Source organism: Gemmatimonadaceae bacterium (assembly GCA_016720905.1).
In the GTDB taxonomy this organism is placed as follows: domain Bacteria; phylum Gemmatimonadota; class Gemmatimonadetes; order Gemmatimonadales; family Gemmatimonadaceae; genus Gemmatimonas.
Genome location: JADKJT010000016.1, coordinates 21,275 through 37,610 on the forward strand (window position 1 = coordinate 21,275; position 16,336 = coordinate 37,610).

Annotated in this window: 13 protein-coding genes and 1 pseudogene; 5 read left to right on the forward strand and 9 right to left on the reverse strand. The window is 64.7% G+C overall.

Annotated features, from left to right (window positions below; all coding sequences use genetic code 11):
* Positions 1–28 precede the first annotated feature (28 nt).
* On the reverse strand, positions 29–1,180 hold the full coding sequence (locus IPP90_13490) for a hypothetical protein (protein MBL0171710.1): 1,152 nt from the start codon (positions 1,178–1,180) through the stop codon (positions 29–31).
* Positions 1,181–1,437: 257 nt separating this feature from the next.
* Here IPP90_13490 and IPP90_13495 point away from each other — a divergent pair, with 257 nt between their 5' ends.
* Complete coding sequence (locus IPP90_13495; GenBank protein MBL0171711.1) at positions 1,438–2,043, forward strand: CBS domain-containing protein; 606 nt, start codon at positions 1,438–1,440, stop codon at positions 2,041–2,043.
* Between the two features lie 7 nt (positions 2,044–2,050).
* Here the strand turns inward: IPP90_13495 and IPP90_13500 are convergent, their stop codons facing one another.
* The 5 genes and pseudogenes from IPP90_13500 to speB all read right to left on the reverse strand — a co-directional run bounded on the left by IPP90_13500 (position 2,051) and on the right by speB (position 7,182).
* Complete coding sequence (locus IPP90_13500; GenBank protein MBL0171712.1) at positions 2,051–2,785, reverse strand: hypothetical protein; 735 nt, start codon at positions 2,783–2,785, stop codon at positions 2,051–2,053.
* Positions 2,786–2,995: 210 nt separating this feature from the next.
* Positions 2,996–4,606 carry an Ig-like domain-containing protein gene (locus tag IPP90_13505; protein MBL0171713.1) on the reverse strand — a complete coding sequence of 537 codons (1,611 nt, stop codon included), beginning with the start codon at positions 4,604–4,606 and terminating at the stop codon, positions 2,996–2,998.
* The gene (locus IPP90_13510) at positions 4,524–5,501 is read right to left on the reverse strand and encodes an Ig-like domain-containing protein (protein ID MBL0171714.1); all 978 of its coding nucleotides are present in this window, start codon (positions 5,499–5,501) and stop codon (positions 4,524–4,526) included. Before IPP90_13510 ends, IPP90_13505 begins: the two co-directional genes overlap by 83 nt.
* A gap of 299 nt (positions 5,502–5,800) precedes the next feature.
* Positions 5,801–6,379: a pentapeptide repeat-containing protein gene (locus IPP90_13515; protein MBL0171715.1), complete on the reverse strand. Its 579-nt coding sequence runs from the start codon at positions 6,377–6,379 to the stop codon at positions 5,801–5,803.
* Positions 6,372–7,182, reverse strand: a pseudogene (gene speB, locus IPP90_13520) (agmatinase). The gene IPP90_13515 and the pseudogene speB overlap by 8 nt, the downstream one beginning before the upstream one ends.
* A 75-nt stretch (positions 7,183–7,257) precedes the next feature.
* Between speB and IPP90_13525 the strand changes: the two are divergent.
* The 4 genes from IPP90_13525 (at position 7,258) to IPP90_13540 (ending at position 12,024) form a co-directional block, all read left to right on the forward strand.
* A complete protein-coding gene (locus IPP90_13525) occupies positions 7,258–7,791 on the forward strand; it encodes a Rieske (2Fe-2S) protein (GenBank protein MBL0171716.1) in 534 nt (177 codons plus the stop codon).
* A 107-nt stretch (positions 7,792–7,898) separates the two neighbouring features.
* Positions 7,899–9,992: a S9 family peptidase gene (locus IPP90_13530; GenBank protein ID MBL0171717.1), complete on the forward strand. Its 2,094-nt coding sequence runs from the start codon at positions 7,899–7,901 to the stop codon at positions 9,990–9,992.
* 5 nt (positions 9,993–9,997) lie between these two features.
* Positions 9,998–11,020, forward strand: a complete 1,023-nt coding sequence (locus IPP90_13535; GenBank protein MBL0171718.1) for a DUF1611 domain-containing protein — start codon at positions 9,998–10,000, stop codon at positions 11,018–11,020.
* Complete coding sequence (locus IPP90_13540) at positions 11,017–12,024, forward strand: dipeptide epimerase (GenBank protein MBL0171719.1); 1,008 nt, start codon at positions 11,017–11,019, stop codon at positions 12,022–12,024. Before IPP90_13535 ends, IPP90_13540 begins: the two co-directional genes overlap by 4 nt.
* 46 nt (positions 12,025–12,070) lie before the next feature.
* Here the strand turns inward: IPP90_13540 and IPP90_13545 are convergent, their stop codons facing one another.
* The 3 genes from IPP90_13545 to IPP90_13555 form a co-directional block, all read right to left on the reverse strand.
* Positions 12,071–13,576, reverse strand: coding sequence for a D-aminoacylase (locus IPP90_13545; GenBank protein ID MBL0171720.1), 1,506 nt, complete (start codon positions 13,574–13,576; stop codon positions 12,071–12,073).
* 3 nt (positions 13,577–13,579) lie between these two features.
* Positions 13,580–14,641 (reverse strand): response regulator, encoded by a 1,062-nt coding sequence (locus IPP90_13550; protein ID MBL0171721.1) that lies wholly within the window; start codon positions 14,639–14,641, stop codon positions 13,580–13,582.
* Positions 14,642–14,702: 61 nt separating this feature from the next.
* Entirely contained in the window at positions 14,703–16,268 is a 1,566-nt protein-coding gene (locus IPP90_13555; GenBank protein MBL0171722.1) for a beta-lactamase family protein, read from the reverse strand.
* Positions 16,269–16,336 lie beyond the last annotated feature (68 nt).

Genomic DNA, 16,336 nt, shown 5'->3' on the forward strand with positions numbered 1-16,336 from the left:
TCCTCGGTTCGCGCGAACCCTGTGCCCGTCAATATCGATAGATCGCGGCCACACCGGTCTCGGTCGGCATCATCTCGGACGGCACGACGACAACCTCTCCGCCGCGCATCGCCGTCAGGGACGCTATGTCATCCAACACATCGCCCGCGTCGGGAACGGCCGCGTCGGCCAACGTGAGGTTACCGAACATCCCCTCAACATGTCCGGGAATTTCGCGATCAGATTCCACCAGCAGGGTGGCGACCTTTCCCGCCACCACGGCGCTGGCCACCTGCGAGAGATCATCCGTTCCCAGTCCGTGGGCGCGCGCGCTTCCAAACTCGTCCACGCGGGCGCGAAGGCGCGCGAGATACTGCGGTTCGATCACCGCCCACGCACGCGCACGCATGTCATCCAACGACAGCGTTTCGGGCTGGGTGTCGATGCCTTCGTCCACGAGGAACGGGTTATGACTCACATGCCGGAACCGGGCCTGATGATCGGGCAGCGTGGCGAGGATGAGCGGCAGCGCGGTTGGCTTGGAGTGGTAGTCCAGCACACCGCGCGCGACCACGCGAAAGAACCGTTCGGCATCGATATCATGCTCGGACTCCTTGCCGCCGTGCCCGTGATGCATGGCCGGGTGTCCCGCGCCAAGGCCGCCATACGAAGCGACCGTCTGATGCGGTTCCGTCAACTCGGCGCCGAGGGCTTCGATCAGCGTGCGCGGGATCTGTGGCGCCAGCGGAATTTCGTCCAGCGCATCGCGGGTTCCCTCGTAGAGTCTCACACGCTGTCGGGTCAACGCGAGCACCTGAAAGCGATCCGTCGACTGACGAAAACCGATCAATGGTTTGGTCACGAAGGTGTCCGCGACCATGGCCAGCTCGGGCACCGTGCGCGGCAATCGATAGACACGGAACACCCCCGGCGCCCCGAATACCGCCACGCCATCCTGCGCGCGACTCCAGAAGTCATGGTCGCCGGCCAGCGCCAGAAATGGCGCCAGCAGCGTGTCGACCGCTTCCGCCGCCGACGTTTCGCGCAGCGACGCCTCCAGACGCTTCACCATCGTGCGAAAACGAATCGGATCCTGCTGGTTTTCCGGATGATGCCGATGGGTCGGCTGGTACAGCGAAAGACAGGGGGGCGTGCAGCCGTTGAGCGCTCCCGACGCGAGGTCCCTCTCGAGATTGTCCACTTGGTGCCTCCAGACATCATTGACCAGCGCGGAGTCGGGCAGGCATGCGGAACAGCCAGCCGACCATCCGGCGTGTAGCGACCGCGGTGAGCTGCTGCCGCCCAACCGGACTCTATGGTGGATTGCAGCATGGCGCGTCGGGGTTTGCCCGATCACTCGACGGGCAATGCTTGGCGCATCTTGTTCCTCAGACGCCGTGCGATGCGCCCCCGTGTTGTGCCGCGTGAACGTGCCACCTGTCAGGTGCCGGAGGTCGTATGCTGCAGATCCGCGATGTCATGACCCGCGACGTGATCACGGTGTCGCCCGAGCACACCCTTCGCGAAGCGATGGAGGTACTGGCCAGGAATCACGTGAGTGGCGCGCCCGTGGTGTCCAATCGCACGGTGGTGGGGATTGTGTCGGCCAGCGATCTGCTGGAGTATGCGTCCGCACTTCCCCCCGTGGGATCGGCCAACGAGGAGGACGAGGATGCGAGCACGTCGCGCGACGACGACGTCCCCGATCTCGATGACGACGACGGGTCGGCCGAAAATGTCAGTTGGTTCCTGCAGCGCTGGCGGGAAGGTGATGTGGACGAGAACGAGCGATTCGTCGAAGGCGCGCCGGTGGCGTGGACGGCGCTGGATGAGCACGTGGTGAGCGACGTCATGACGCGCGATGTGGTGTCGTTGCGTCCCACCGTGGCCATTACGGCGGCGGCCGACCTGTTGCGTCGTCGTCGGCTGCATCGGGTGTTGGTGATGGAGGACGACATCCTGGTCGGCATTTTGAGCACGAGCGATATCGTGCGCATGGTGGCCGACGGGAAGCTGACGCGGACGCGCTATGTGTTCCGGGGCAAACGCTCCCGGATTCCGTAGGTGCGGCCTACCGGGCGAAGATCGTGATCGCGCCGGCGCTTGGGATGGACACCGATGCGGCACCACCGGTGGTGATCACGACGTCCGTGGCACTGACATTGGCGCTTGCCGCCGTGGCGTAGTTCACGCCGTAGGTCCCGGCCGGCAAGCCGCGAATCAGCAATTGCTGCGCGCCCTGCGTGCGCACGATGACCGCGTACTTCCCGTTGGCGTTCCGAAACGCGACGGGGTTGGCTTGGCCGCCATTGGCGCTGGTGGCCGCCACCCGCACGGCACCGGAGCGCACGTAGCGGAACACCTGACTCAATAGCTTTCCCGTGGCACTCAGGGTCACCGTCGGATTGGCCGGGGAGCTCTGGTTGATCACGTACGCACTGCCGTCGTCCGGGACGCAGAACCCGAGCGCAAACTGCTGCCAGGCCGAGACGTTGGCGATCGTGAGATCCTCGAACAGGTCGTCAATGCCGCTGCCGATGCGTTCAAGCATCGACGTCCGCACATTGTCTCTGGTCCGTCGCAATCCGATCTGTTGCAGGCTGCTGCTGCTGACCTGGTCGTAGCGATGATAGGAGAGCTCGCTCAACAGTGCGGACGCGCCTGGCACTGCTCGCATGCCGTCCCAGTACACCGCGGCGTTTGCAGACGCCGTGGTGGAAGGTCCGATAAAGTCCGGTGACCAACCGAGGCTATGCAGGCGATTTCCGGTGGCCACCAGTGCATTGCCCATCTGCGCGCACTCCACGGTGTGTTCTCCGGTTCGAGAAGCAACTCCACCCCGTTCGGGACCCACCCGTACTTTTGCTGCAAATGTTGAAACGTGGCCGCAATAAACTCGGCGTACTCCTCGGGGTTTGACATTTGGTTGAAGGCCGAGGGCGCGGCTTTGAAATCGACAAGCTCCAGATTGACGTACAGTTGTTCACCGCGGGCGGCGAGGCGCTGGCGCAGCGGATTAATGATTTCGTCGACTGAAGAGTCCAGGAAGGTCCACTTGAACCCCGCTGGATTGACCGTGAAGGGGTCTGCGTTGTCGTTGGTCGGCGCGTATCGCAATGATGTTGTAGGTGCCCCTGCTGATCTGGCCGCTGAGCAGTTGGGCAAAATAGTCGGTCGGGTTCTCAACGCTCGAAACGATCTCGAGGCGCATGCGATTGATGCCCAGTTCATTGACGGCGCGATCGAGCAGCGTCGAGCCATAGATCTGATAGCTGCTGCACCCATGCTCACCAATCTGCGATGTAGCCTCCCAACCGCTGATTGTCTGGTACGAGATGCCCGGCGTAACATCGATTGCGAGCCCCGCCGTCTGCACGGTGAGTGCGGTCGTGGCGGTGATCCCGTTGCTGGTGGCTCGAATCGTGGTCGACCCCGGGGCGACACCCGCCACCAATCCGGATTGATTCACGGTGGCGACAGCGGTGGCGTCGCTGGCAAAGGTGATCAGCGCGCCGCTTACCAGTGCCCCCGTGTTGTCGCGGGCCTGCGCGGTCAGCTGCGCGGTTGTCCCGGCCGCGATAGCGAGACTGGACGGTGTAAGCGTGACTTGAGTGACGGGTCGCGCCGAGACAGTCACTGTCGCAACGCCATTCACGCCTTGACTGGTCGCCGTGATCTGCGCGGTGCCGGGTGCCACTGCCGTGACGAATCCGGACTGCGTCACCGTGGCGATGGCGGTGGCGCTGCTGCCGTACGTGACCACGGCGCCGACCACCGGCGTGCCCGTGTTGTCGACCGCCAGCGGCGTCAGTTGCGCTGAGGCACCCGCGACCAGCGACAGGCTTGATGGATTTAGCGTTACTTGCGCGACGGATCGCGGGGTAACGATCACCGACGCGACGACGCTCACTCCCTGACTTGACGCTGTGATCTGCGCACTGCCGGGTGCCACGGCGCTCACCAGCCCACCCTGCGTAACGATTGCCACGGTCGCGGCATTGGTGGCGAATGCCACGACGGCACCGGCCACGGGATTGCCGGTATTGTCGAGCGCCTGTGCCGTCAGCTGCTGCGTGGCGCCAGCCATCAGCGTCAGGGTTGACGGCGTTAACGTGATCTGTGACACCGGTCGCGGCGTGACGGTCACGGAGGCGAGTGCACTGGCCCCCTGACTGGACACCGTCACTTGCGCGGTGCCGGGCGCAATGCCGGTCACCAGTCCGCCTTGCGTCACCGTGGCAATCGGTAAGGCGCTGGAGGTGAACGACACCACCGCCTCCGGTACCGGAGCATTGGCATCGTCCAGCGCTTGCACGGTCAACTGCGCGGTCGCGCCAGCCATCAGCGTGGTGGCGGTTGGCGTCACGACGATCCGTGCGACCGTGCGCGGCGAGACGGTGATCTGCGCGACGGTACTGACACCGCCACTCGAAACAGTCATCTGCGCCGTGCCGGGCGATACGCCGGTGACGAGACCCTCCTGATCGACCGTCGCGACGGTCGGAGCGCTGCTGCTGTATGCGAGCGTTGCGCCGGCCACCTGGCTACCCGATTGATTCAGTGCCCGCGCTGTTACCCGGGCGATCGCGCCGACGATGATGTAGATGGGAGACGGCGAGACCGTCACCTGCGTGACGGGGGGCCAGCGTTGTAACGTTGACCTGAGAGATTGTATTGACGCCGTGGCTGGTGGCGGTGATACGCGCAGTGCCGGGACCGACGGCCGTGATAAGGCCGGATTGGTCGACGACCGCAACCGGCGAAGCATCACTGGCGTAAGCCACGGTCGCGCCCGCCACCGGATGGCCGATGCGATCAAGCACCTGCGAGGTCAGTCGCACCGCTCCGCCAGCGGCAAGCGTGACGTTGGCCGGAGACACCGTGACCTGCGAGACCGGAGTGACCACCGGGGTCACGACCACCGGCGCGGAGGTCGTCGCGCCTTGGCTGGTGGCCGTGACCAGCGTGGCCCCGGGGCTGACCGCACCGATCACGAACACCTGGTTTAGCTCTCGGGTGCGCGTGGTGGTCACGCGCGCAGTGGCGATCTGCGTTGAGTCGCTGCCGAACGCGATGATGGCGCCGGCGACCGGAATGCCCGCATCGTCAAGTGCCTGCACGGTCACGCGGGCCGTGTTCCCGGTGATCAGGTTGACCGTCGGCGGCGAAATCACCAGACGCGACACCGGTCGCAGCACCGACGTCACGAACACCTGCACATTCACACGCGTATCATCATCGAACGTCGCCGTGACCCGCGCCGATCCCGGGCTCACACCCGTCACGAGTCCGTTGACATCGACGGCGACGATGGCGCTGTCTTCACTCGTCCAATGGATCGGACCGTCCGGCGCCCTATCGCCGGCTATGGACGTCACTGTCGCCGCGATGGCCGCATTGTCGCCAACCGTCAGGAAGAACGAATCCGACCGTAGTCGGATGATACTGTCCACCGGCAGCGACGCCGGTGACATGATCTGTCCCGCGCGATCACCCGCGACACACGCGACCAGACTGCTCACGATCAAACTCACGAGCGAGGCGCGGCGCAGTGAACGAGTGGCGGGAGACTTCACGCGAGTGCGGGCGAAAGGGGGCGCTGCGGTGACCACGTCGATAGCAAGAACTGAGAGGGCAGCAAACCGTGAAATATCGCTCGTTCGGTGCGGCGGTGGCAATACAAAGTCGCGATATCCCAACCGAAAGACGGCACGCTGCCCAGTCAAGTCACCTCACGCGCCGACCCACATACTGACGAGTCAGCTGGTAGAAAGCATCGGCTGCCGAACTCAGCCAGTGACGGGCGTCACCGGCGTGGCCATTACTCCACCACGATGCCGAAAGACCGCACCAGTGTAACAGCGGCCTCGAGCGAGATGCGGGCACCCTTGGCGCGATTCTGTTGCGGATCGACATACACGCCGGTGGCGCGCGTCAGGTTGGCTTCCTTCAAAAGACACCCGCGAAAGGAGGTGCCGGTCAGGTCGGTGTCCGTGAAGTCCGCCTTGGTCAGGTCCGAGTCCACAAAGCTGGCGTCGCGGATCACGCAGTTCACGAACCGCACCGCTCGCAGCGGCACCTTCACAAAAGACGCATAGCGCAGATCGCATCCGGCGAACGACACGTCCGGCAGCAAGCCGAGGTCCTCCCAGTCGACCCCCGACAGGCGCGTGTCCGCGAACCTGACCCCGGAAAGCACCATGCGCCGAGGCACCATCCGCGAGAGATCGCAAGCCTCAAAGACACAGTCCTCAAGGCGCGCATTGGCCCATCGACTTTCCGGCAATTTGCAGCGTCGGAACGTGCAGCGTTCGAACTCCTTGCCGGTGAGATCGGCCGCGTGGAGTTCGAGATCTTCGAACAGCCTGTCGACAAAGAGGGTTCCGTCGAAGTTACTCATCGGTGCGCAGCATCGTGCCGGCCAATTCCTTCACCAGTTTCGCCGCCACGACGGCCGTGATGCCGGTGGGATCGCGCCGTGGATTGTATTCCACGACGTCAGCCCCGATAATCGGCGAGCGCAGCCCGTGAATCATCGATATCACCTCGCGCACCGTGAGCCCGCCGGGTTCCCAATGGGACACGCCGGGGGCAAAGGCCGGATCGATCCCGTCCAGATCGACGGAGACGTACACCGGACCATCGACCACCGGCCGCACGCCCTCCGTCCACGCCCGCATATCGATGACCTCCACGCCGAAGCGGGCGGCCTGTTCCCGCTGATGCCGCGACATCGTCCGAATGCCAACCTGCACCAGTCGAGAGGCCAACCCCCTCCTCCATGATGCGGGCAAACGGGCACGCGTGCGAGTAGTGGTCGCCGCCGAAGTGATCGTAGAGATCACCGTGCGCATCAATGTGCAGAATGGTGGGTCGCGGATACACGCGATTCACCGCGCGCAGCACCGGGTACGTCACCGAATGATCACCACCGAGTGCCAGCACGCGTGCATCGGTGGCGAGAAGCGTCGCCACGCCCGATTCGATGAGGTCCCGCGCCGTGGCATCGGGCGGCAGCCGCAGATCGCCCGCATCGCCAAGCCCGCCAGGTGCCACCAGGTGGCGCAACTCTTCGGTCCAATCATTGCCCGCCGGCGAGCGAAGCGCCGCCCGAATCAGCGGCGGTGCCTCGGCCGGACCGCGCAGGAATGATGAACTGGCATCATACGGCAGGCCGATGAGACTCGGCGGCGGAAGGGTCATTGAGGGATCTCCATGGGGGAATGTGGTGTCGGAGTGTTCCGAAGCGGTAGGTGTGCTGAATCCTTCGAGACGCCCATGACAAAATCGACAGCCAACATCCGCGAGTCGGGAAATCCTGAACCCGGCGCCGCCGCAGAGTGCGTGAGCTGTACGCGCCGGAGCTTTCTGTCGGCCTCCATGCTCAGCGCGGCCAGTGTGCTGTTGGCGTCAGCGTGCGGAGATGGGGTGTTCGGCGGCGGGATCACCGGTCCGGGAACCACCGTCAGTCTGACCATCGCGCTGGCCGACTACCCGGCCCTCGGCACCATCGGCGGCATGGCTCGACTCAACGGGCTGGCGACACCGGTCGTCGTGGTGCGTTCGGCGGCCAGCACTTACCTGGCGCTGTCGCTGGTCTGCCCGCATCAGGGCACGACGGTCACGGCACAGGGCAATGGGTTCATCTGCCCCAACCATCGGGCCACCTTCAGTGCGACGGGGGCGTGGACCGGGGGGCAGCGCACGAGCGGACTCAATGCGCTGGCGGTCACCCTCGACGCGGTGGCTGGCACGTTGCTGGTAACGGGCAAGGTTGGCACCGGTGGAAATGGCCGCGATGACGACGACTAGCGTCGACTGACGCGGCGCGAGGGACGATAACGCGGCGCGCTCGCGTCTGGTCGTGGGGCGCCGACGGGGGCATATTCGTCGAATCCCCTCTTCTGGAGCTCGCGAGCATGAGTGCCCCGTTCCGTCTACCCAGTGCACTGCGTCGGTGTGCCTATGGTGCGCTGCTGAGTTGCGTTCCGGCGCTGGTCAGCGCGCAAGCCAAACGCCCCATGAACGCTGACGACCTCATGCGCGTGCGCGGAGTGGGCGGTGTCGCCATTTCGCCGAGTGGCGACCGCGTCCTGTACACCGTGTCCGCCTGGGAACACCCGAATGCGAAGGGTGACACCGCCCTCGGCGACAAGCACGATCGACGTTCCCACGTATGGATCGTGCCGTTCGGTGGCGGCACCGCGCGACAGCTCACGTCCAGCGAGCGTGGTGAATCGCAGCCCCAATGGTCGCCCGACGGGTCGTTGATCGCCTTTGTCAGCGCGCGCGGCGCCGGCACCGGCGACGACGGGCCGAAACCGCAGATCTGGTTGCTGCACGCGGACGGCGGGGAGGGCTGGCCACTGACCTCCGCCCGCGATGGCATTGTGTCGTACGCGTGGTCACCCGACGGGAAGCGCATTGCCTATCTCACGCCCGACACGCTGTCGCGCGACGCAGAGGCCAAGCTGCGCCGGCGCGATGATCCCAAGGTCTACGAAGGCGACCTGCGCCTGAATCATCTGTGGGTCGTCGATCTGGAATCGAAGGCGGCCACGAAAGTCACCAGTGGGGCGTACACGGTGCGTGGCACACCGTCATGGTCCCCCGATGGGCAGAAGTTGGCTTTTGATGCCTCACCCACCACGCTCATTCGCGACGAACGACACGATGCGTACGTCGTGGACATTGCCTCGAAGCAGCTGGACGCACTCACCACCTCGCACGACGTGGAGAGCACGCCGCAGTTTTCTCCGGACGGCAAGTCTTTGGCGTTCACGACGAACGGCCATGAATGGAAGGCGTACAAGGACGGCATCATGCCGCGCACCATTCGCAACGCGCGCGTGGTGACGTGGGATGTGGCCACGCGCACGGTCACCGACCACGCCACGCCGGCGTTTGACGTGAGTGCCGGGCAACTCCGCTGGTCGCCCGACGGGAAACACCTGTGGTTCAGCGCCAGCGATCGCGTGTGGCAGAGTCTTTACGACTACAACCTCGCCACCAAAGCCTACACGAAGCTCACCAGCAACGTGATCGCCAGTGGCGCGTCGGCCAGCAAGGATGGATCGAAGATGGCGTTCGTGTTTGACACGCCGAATTGGCCGGCGGAAGTGTACGTGCAGGACGCGTCACTGCCGACGCCCAGGCGCATCACCAACACCAATGCGTGGCTGTCCGACGTGGCGCTGGGCGAATCGGAAGTGATCACCTGGAAAAGCAAGGATGGCGCGCTGGTGGAAGGCGTGCTGCTCAAGCCTGTTGGTTACACGCCGGGCAGCAAGGTGCCGTTGATTGTGTCGGCGCATGGTGGCCCGACGGGCGCGCACACCAACGGATTCAAGGGCGGCACCGGTCCCGGACAATCGTGGGCCGCTCGTGGCTGGGCCGTGTTGTATCCCAATCCGCGCGGATCGACCGGCTACGGCGAGAAGTGGATGCGCGGCAACATCCCCGACTGGGGTGGTGGCGACTATCGCGACATCATGACCGGCGTGGACGAGCTCATTCGCAAGGGCATTGCCGATTCGACACAGATGGCGTTTGAAGGGTGGAGTTACGGCGGGTACATGACCAGTTGGGTGGTGTCGCAGACGGGCCGCTTCAAGGCGGCCATGATGGGTGCCGGGCTGCCGTCGCTGCTCTCGATGGCCGGTACCACCGACATCCCCGGGTATATCGACACGTTCTTCAATGGCATGCCACAGTACGATGGCTCGATCATGAACCCGCAGATGAAGTTCATGCTGGAGCGCTCCGCCATCAGCTACAGCGACAAAGTGACCACGCCGCTGCTCATTTTGCACGGGGGCAACGACGAGCGTGTGCCGATCGGACAACCGATGGAGTTCTATCGCGCGCTCAAGAATCGCGGGAAGACGACGGAACTGGTGTTCTATCCGCGCGAAGGCCACGGCTTCTCGGAGTACTATCACCAGATGGACCGCATGAAGCGCGAGTACGAGTGGATTGCGCGGTACACCTTGGGTACCAAGACGGTGCAATAGCCCCTATGCATCAACTCCGGAAACCGTACCTGCTGTATCTCGGTGACGCGCACATTCCCACCGACGCGAAGACCGCCTGCGGACTGCGCGACTGGTGTCGCGACGACGTGCTCGGCGAGTGGAGTCTGCCGACGGCCACGGTCAGTGTGGGTTTGCCGCGATTGTCGCCGCACGACGCCGCGACACAGGGCGCTGGCAGCCTGGTGATTGGCATCGCATCGGTGGGCGGCAAGTTGCCCGATGCGTGGCTGCCCGATCTGGAGTCAGCCATCGAAAACGGGCTGGACATTGTGAGCGGCATGCACACCAGACTCACGTCGTTTCCGGTGTTGGTGGGGTTGGCGGCCGCGCGCGGTGTGCGCTTGCTGGATGTGCGTCATACCAACGCGAAGTTTCCGGCGGCAACAGGTCGCAAGCGCACCGGCAAGCGCGTCGCCACGGTGGGCACCGACTGCGCGCTGGGCAAGAAGTACACGGCGCTGGCCCTCACCAATGCCCTCAAGGCGCGCGGCGTGAATGCCACGTTTCGCGCCACCGGACAAACCGGCATCATGATTGCCGGCGAAGGGATCGCGATTGACGCGGTGGTATCGGACTTTGTGGCCGGTGCCGCCGAAACGCTGTCGCCTGACAATGCGCCCGATCACTGGGATGTGATTGAAGGGCAGGGCTCGCTGTTTCATCCGGCGTACGCGGGCGTCACCCTCGGCTTGCTGCACGGCTCGCAGCCGGACGCGTTTGTGCTCTGCCACGACCCGTCCCGGAAGACCATCGAGTACTACCCGGACTTCCCCATACCCGAGTTGCGTGACGCGGTGCAGCAATACGCGCAGGCGGCGCGCATCACCAATCGGGCCGTGCGCTGCGTGGGTGTGAGTATCAACTCATCCACGTTGGGTGACGCCGAGTGGCACTCGTACGCGGCCCGCGTGTCGGCGGAGTTGGGGGTACCGGTGTGCGACCCCATGCGCGGCGGTGTCGACGCGATTGCCCAGACGCTGGTAGACATGACGCCGAGCGTCACATGATCACGGGACGTGTGGGTATCGAGCAGTGGGAGCTCACCGAACCGTTCGAAATTGCCCGCGGGGTGATAACGGCGCTGCCGGTGATTGTGGTGACACTCACCGACGGAGCGGGACGCATTGGCCGTGCGGAGGCCGCCGGGGTGGACTACGATGGCGAGACGCCCGTGATGCTGAAGGCGCAGGTGGAGTCGGCGCTCCCGGCGTTGCACCAGATTGCGCCACACGATCTCGTGAGCATCGACACACTGAGGGCGCTGCAGTCGTTGTTGCCGCCCGGTGGCGCCCGCAATGGCCTCGATTGCGCGCTGTGGGACCTCCGGGCCAAGCAATCCGGTATTCCGGCATGGCAGGCTGCAGGACTGGCGCCGCTGCGTCCGCTCACCACCGTGTACACGCTGGGACTTGGCAGCGAAGCCGATACCCGTCGCAAGGCGCGCGCCGCCCGACACTATCCGCTGCTCAAGCTTAAGTGCGACGGTGAACGTCATGTGGATATCGTACGGTGGGTGCGCGAAGAGCATCCGCAGGCGCGCATTGCCGTGGACGCGAACCAGTCGTGGTCGCGCGAGCTGCTGGAACGCGTACTGCCCCGACTTGAGGCGCTTGGGGTGGAGATGGTGGAGCAGCCCGTGCGCCGCTACGAGGACGCGCAATTGCGTGGCCTGCGTTCGCCGTTGCCGCTGGCCGCTGATGAATCGTGTGCCGATCGCTCCTCGCTGGCGGCGCTTTCCGAGTTCTATCAGTTCATCAACATCAAGCTGGACAAATGTGGTGGCTTGACCGAAGCAATGGCCATGGGTGACGAGGCGCTGTCCCGTGGCCTCCGGCTGATGGTGGGCAACATGTGCGGCACGTCGCTGGGCATGGCGCCAGGGTTTCTGGTCGGGCAGCGGTGCGGGTATGTCGATCTCGACGGACCGTTGCTGCAGAAGCTCGACCGGGAGCACCCGATGGTGTTCGTGGACGGCGTGATGCAGCCACCGGAGCCGGCGCTGTGGGGGTGAGACCGGTGGCGGCCGACCAGGTCGGCCGGGGGACCAGACGTTTCGACTATTGTGCGCGTCGCAGTGCGCGGCCTGCGTAGCGACCGGTCGGCTTCCCGACGTCGAACACCATGGCACCGTTCACCCACACGGCGTGAATGCCGGTCGCCTGCGCTTGCGGTGTTTCGAACGAGGCGTGATCGGTAACCGTAGCGGGATCGAACAACACGAGATCCGCGAAGAACCCCGGCGCAATCATTCCCCGTTGCACGAGCCCCACGTTCGCCGCGGCCAAGCTGGTCATCTTGCGCACGGCTTCCTCCACCGGGAACAACTTCCGGTCGCGCACATACGGACCGAGCACCTTGGGAAAACTGCCGAAGCCACGGGGATGCAATCCGCTGGACATGCCGTCGCTGCAGATGTTGGTGAACGGCCACTGCATGAGCGTGGCGACGTCCCGGTCGTCCATGCCTTTCGCCACGACGCCCGCGCCTGATCCACCGGGCTCCGCCAGCAAGTCCATCATCGTGCGCGAAGCCGGCTTGCCGCGTAGGACGGCGATTTGCGCCAGCGTCTTGCCGCGATACTCCGGATGCCCGGTGACGCTGTTGAAGATGATGTCGTCGGCGGCCGTGAGGTGCGCAAGGATGAATGCGGTCTCTGCACTGTCGCTGAAGTTCCGCTTCGGATAGAACACGCCGAGATTCGACTGCCAGTAGAGGTACGGATAAATGTCCGCGGTCACCTGCACCCCCGAGGCGCGCGCACGATTCAGAATGTGCACCACGCTGTCGGCCTGTCCCCACAAGTCCAGCATGCCGAGTTTGATGTGTGACACCTGCACGGGCATGTGATTTGCGCGACCAATCGCGATCACTTCGTTCAGTGCCGGCCAGAAGTCACGATCTTCACTGCGAATGTGACTGATATAGCGACCGCCCGCGTCGCCGGCGACCTTGGCCAGCGCCATCACTTCTTCCGGTGCCGAGTAGATGCCGGGATCGTATTCGAGTCCGGTGGACAGGCCGAGTGCACCGGCCGCCATGTCGGTTCGCACCAGCGCCTGCATGCGCGCCAGCTCGGCAGCGGTCGCGCGACGCTTGAAGTCGTCGCCAAGCACGGCGCGTCGAACGGCGCCGTGTCCCACGTACGAGGCCACGTTCACCGCGACGGGTTGCGAGTCGAGCCGGGCGAAGAACGCGCCGAGGTTCATGCCACCGCCGTCCTGACCCACCACGATGGTGGTGACGCCCTGGCTGACCATGGCGACCGCGGAACGCGCGTCGAACAGGCCGCGATCGTGATGACTGTGCGTGTCGATGAAGCCCGGGGCCAGCGCCAACCCCTTGGCGTCGACCACGCGTTCAGACGCCTGCGGCGTGAGTTGGCCAACAGCGGTGATACGATCGCCAACGACGCGCACATCCGCGCGACGGGCGGGTGTGCCGCGGCCGTCGATGACGAGGGCGTTGCGGATGAGGGTGCCGGCGGGGGCCTGGGCGTGAGCGGACAGCCCGGTACTGCAGATCGTGGCGCACGCCGCGAAGACGCGCGAGAGATTCGACGGCATAGGTTAGCGGGATATCGTCGCGTGTTCCGATTGGGCGGCCCGGAATGCGCTGATCACATCCCGGTCGAACTGCTGTCCCGCACCACGATCCAGTTCGGCCCACGCGAGCTCGGCCGGCTGGCCCAGCCGATAGGGACGGGTCGTGGTCATCGCGTCGAAGGCGTCGACTACCGACACAATCCGTGCCGTCACCGGAATCTGGTCACCCGACAAGCCATCGGGAAAACCCGTGCCGTCAATGCGCTCGTGGTGCCATCGCACAATATGCAACACTTCCGGATGGTCGTCGCGCAAGACACTCAGCATGGCCTCCCCGTCCACGGTGTGTCGACGCAGTTCCACAAACTCGGCGTCAGTCAGCGGCCCAACCTTGTTGAGCACGGCGTCGCGTGTCCCGATCTTGCCGATATCGTGCAGTTCGCCGCCCAGCCGAATCTGCTCCAGCAGCACGCCTGTGATCCCCATCTGGCGAGCGGTGGCCACGGCGAATTGGGCGACGCGCCCCGAATGCCCTCTGGTATATGGATCCTTGGCTTCCAGCATGGTGACCGCGATCTGCACCTGCGCCAGAAACATCGCCTGATTCTTGCGCGAGAGTTCATGCACTTGTCGCTCAAGATCGTTGCGATACCGGGCGCGGAGCCGGCGAACCTCCATGGCGAGTTGGCGCTCCGCCAGCGCCTTGTCGACGCGCGCCCGAAGCTCCAGGAGCTGCACGGGTTTCGCGAGGTAGTCGATCGCGCCGACTTTCAGGCACTCGACAGCCGTGGCCACGTCGCGGTCACCGGTCAACATCATCACTGCGGTATCCGTGTACTTGGCGCGGATCTCCCGAAGCAGCTCGCGCCCATCGCGGCCCGGCATGCTGACGTCGCTGATGACCAGCGGCACCGCGCCGTCACGCTTGAGGACGACAAGCGCAGCATCGGTGCTGTCGGCTTCGAGGACCGTGAATCCCTGACTGGCCAGCAAGCGCACCATCACGTAGCGGACGTGGATGTCGTCATCGACCACGAGCACCCGAATGGGTGTCAGGTCGGATTGGGATGCGGCAGGCAATACCATATGACGGTTCGAACGAGACGTGTGCGGCGCTGCGTGTCAGGCAGCCAGGGCATTCAGACCCTCACCGGCACACCGGCAACGCGTCCAGCGCGTCATCGCGCTTGATTGACGTGACCTGCAGGAACTGCACACCGGCCGGTTCTGTAGGCGCCAGCGTCACGGTGATCCGCAGATCACCGGTACCACATCGCATCCGCCAACTACCGCGCAGCGCATTGAGCGCCACCATCTTCCCCTCGTTGCGACACGCGCCACCGGCGTTTGCGACCAACGCGGCGATGCCCGCCCTACGTCGGGGCTTGGACTCGTCGAGATACAGATTCATCGCTGCGAGGCTGTCGGCCAGCGCCTCGTTCCACCCCGCAATCAACCGCGACACCTGCGCTTGCCGTGCCAAGAGCACCGGAGCCGGCTGCGGTTCACGCGGAACCATCCCGCCTGTTCGTGCCAATGCCGCCAGCGCGTCTTCCGTCACGCCGCCCCATGAAGTGTAGGTGAGGTTTCCCAGTGCGACAATACCGACACCCTGCTCGGGCAGCCAGCGCATGAGCGACCCGAATCCGGGCAGGCCGCCCGAATGCGCGATGGATATGCGAAATAGACAATTCTGTCGCACCCCGAGACCAAACCCGTATCCACCGGCACTGAGCACCGGCACACCGCTGGCATCCCGCATGGCGGTGCCGCCGTTGTAGCGAATGACCTGCTGCATTTCGCGCCGCGACGACCGCTTGAGCGGCCCCGTGTCGTCACCATCGCGTGCGGGCCAGGCATCCAGCATGAAGCCCACCCATTTGCTTAAGTCGGTAATGGAGGTAAGCATGCCTCCCATGGGACCAAACGACCCATCGGGGAGCTGCGCTTCTTCCAGCCATGCGCCATCCTGTCGTCGATAGCCGTGCGCCAGCCGATCGGCCGGCACCTCGCGCGCCTGCAACGTGGTCACCGTCATTCCCAATGGCAGCAGCACTTTCGACTTGATGTAGCGGGGATACGGCATGCCGGACACATTGGCCACCACGCGACCAAGAATCGCAAATCCGAAGTTCGAGTATTCGTAGCCGGTGGCCGGCGACGTGGAGAACGGAATACCGCGTTCGATCATCTGCGACAGCTCCGCGTCGGTGCGCGAGAGCTGTTGGTCGCCCCACGGATTGTCTTCCGGAAATCCGGCCGAATGCGAGAGCAGGTCGCGAATGGTGATCTTCGGCGCATCGGTGGTGGCATAACGCAGTTTGGCGAGTTCGGGCACATAGCGTTCGGCGGGCTGGTCGAGCGACAGCTTGCCCGCGTCCCGCAACTGCAGAATCGCGACCGCGGTGAAGCTCTTGGTCATCGACGCAATGCGGAACACCGTGACGCTGTCCACGGGCGCCTTGCTGGGCACGTCGCGCAGGCCGGCGACGCCGATGTGCGCCAGCTTGCCGTCCACGATGATGCCATAGGCGATGCCCGGCACATTCGATTGGGCCGCAAATGCGCGCATCAACCGGTCGATCTCGGGATAAGCCGTTGCGAGTTTCGCGGTGCGACCGGGATCGGTGAACGCGGGCGGCGGCGCCTTGCTGCCGAGCGAAGCAGGCTGCGCGTTCAATCCGACCGGGAGGGCCAGAACGGCGGTGCTCAAGATCGATACGAATGGGCGGAATTGCGCGCGGAATTTCATGACAGCCGGGGGCGTGGGAACGTGCGGCA

What these genes read in the sequence shown, in the direction of transcription:
- IPP90_13495 (MBL0171711.1), top strand. Translation starts at nt 1,438, where the DNA reads ATGCTGCAGATCCGCGATGTCATGACCCGCGACGTGATCACGGTGTCG.
- IPP90_13515 (MBL0171715.1), bottom strand. Translation starts at nt 6,379, where the DNA reads ATGAGTAACTTCGACGGAACCCTCTTTGTCGACAGGCTGTTCGAAGAT.
- IPP90_13525 (MBL0171716.1), top strand. Translation starts at nt 7,258, where the DNA reads ATGACAAAATCGACAGCCAACATCCGCGAGTCGGGAAATCCTGAACCC.
- IPP90_13530 (MBL0171717.1), top strand. Translation starts at nt 7,899, where the DNA reads ATGAGTGCCCCGTTCCGTCTACCCAGTGCACTGCGTCGGTGTGCCTAT.
- IPP90_13535 (MBL0171718.1), top strand. Translation starts at nt 9,998, where the DNA reads ATGCATCAACTCCGGAAACCGTACCTGCTGTATCTCGGTGACGCGCAC.
- IPP90_13540 (MBL0171719.1), top strand. Translation starts at nt 11,017, where the DNA reads ATGATCACGGGACGTGTGGGTATCGAGCAGTGGGAGCTCACCGAACCG.
- IPP90_13545 (MBL0171720.1), bottom strand. Translation starts at nt 13,576, where the DNA reads ATGCCGTCGAATCTCTCGCGCGTCTTCGCGGCGTGCGCCACGATCTGC.
- IPP90_13550 (MBL0171721.1), bottom strand. Translation starts at nt 14,641, where the DNA reads ATGGTATTGCCTGCCGCATCCCAATCCGACCTGACACCCATTCGGGTG.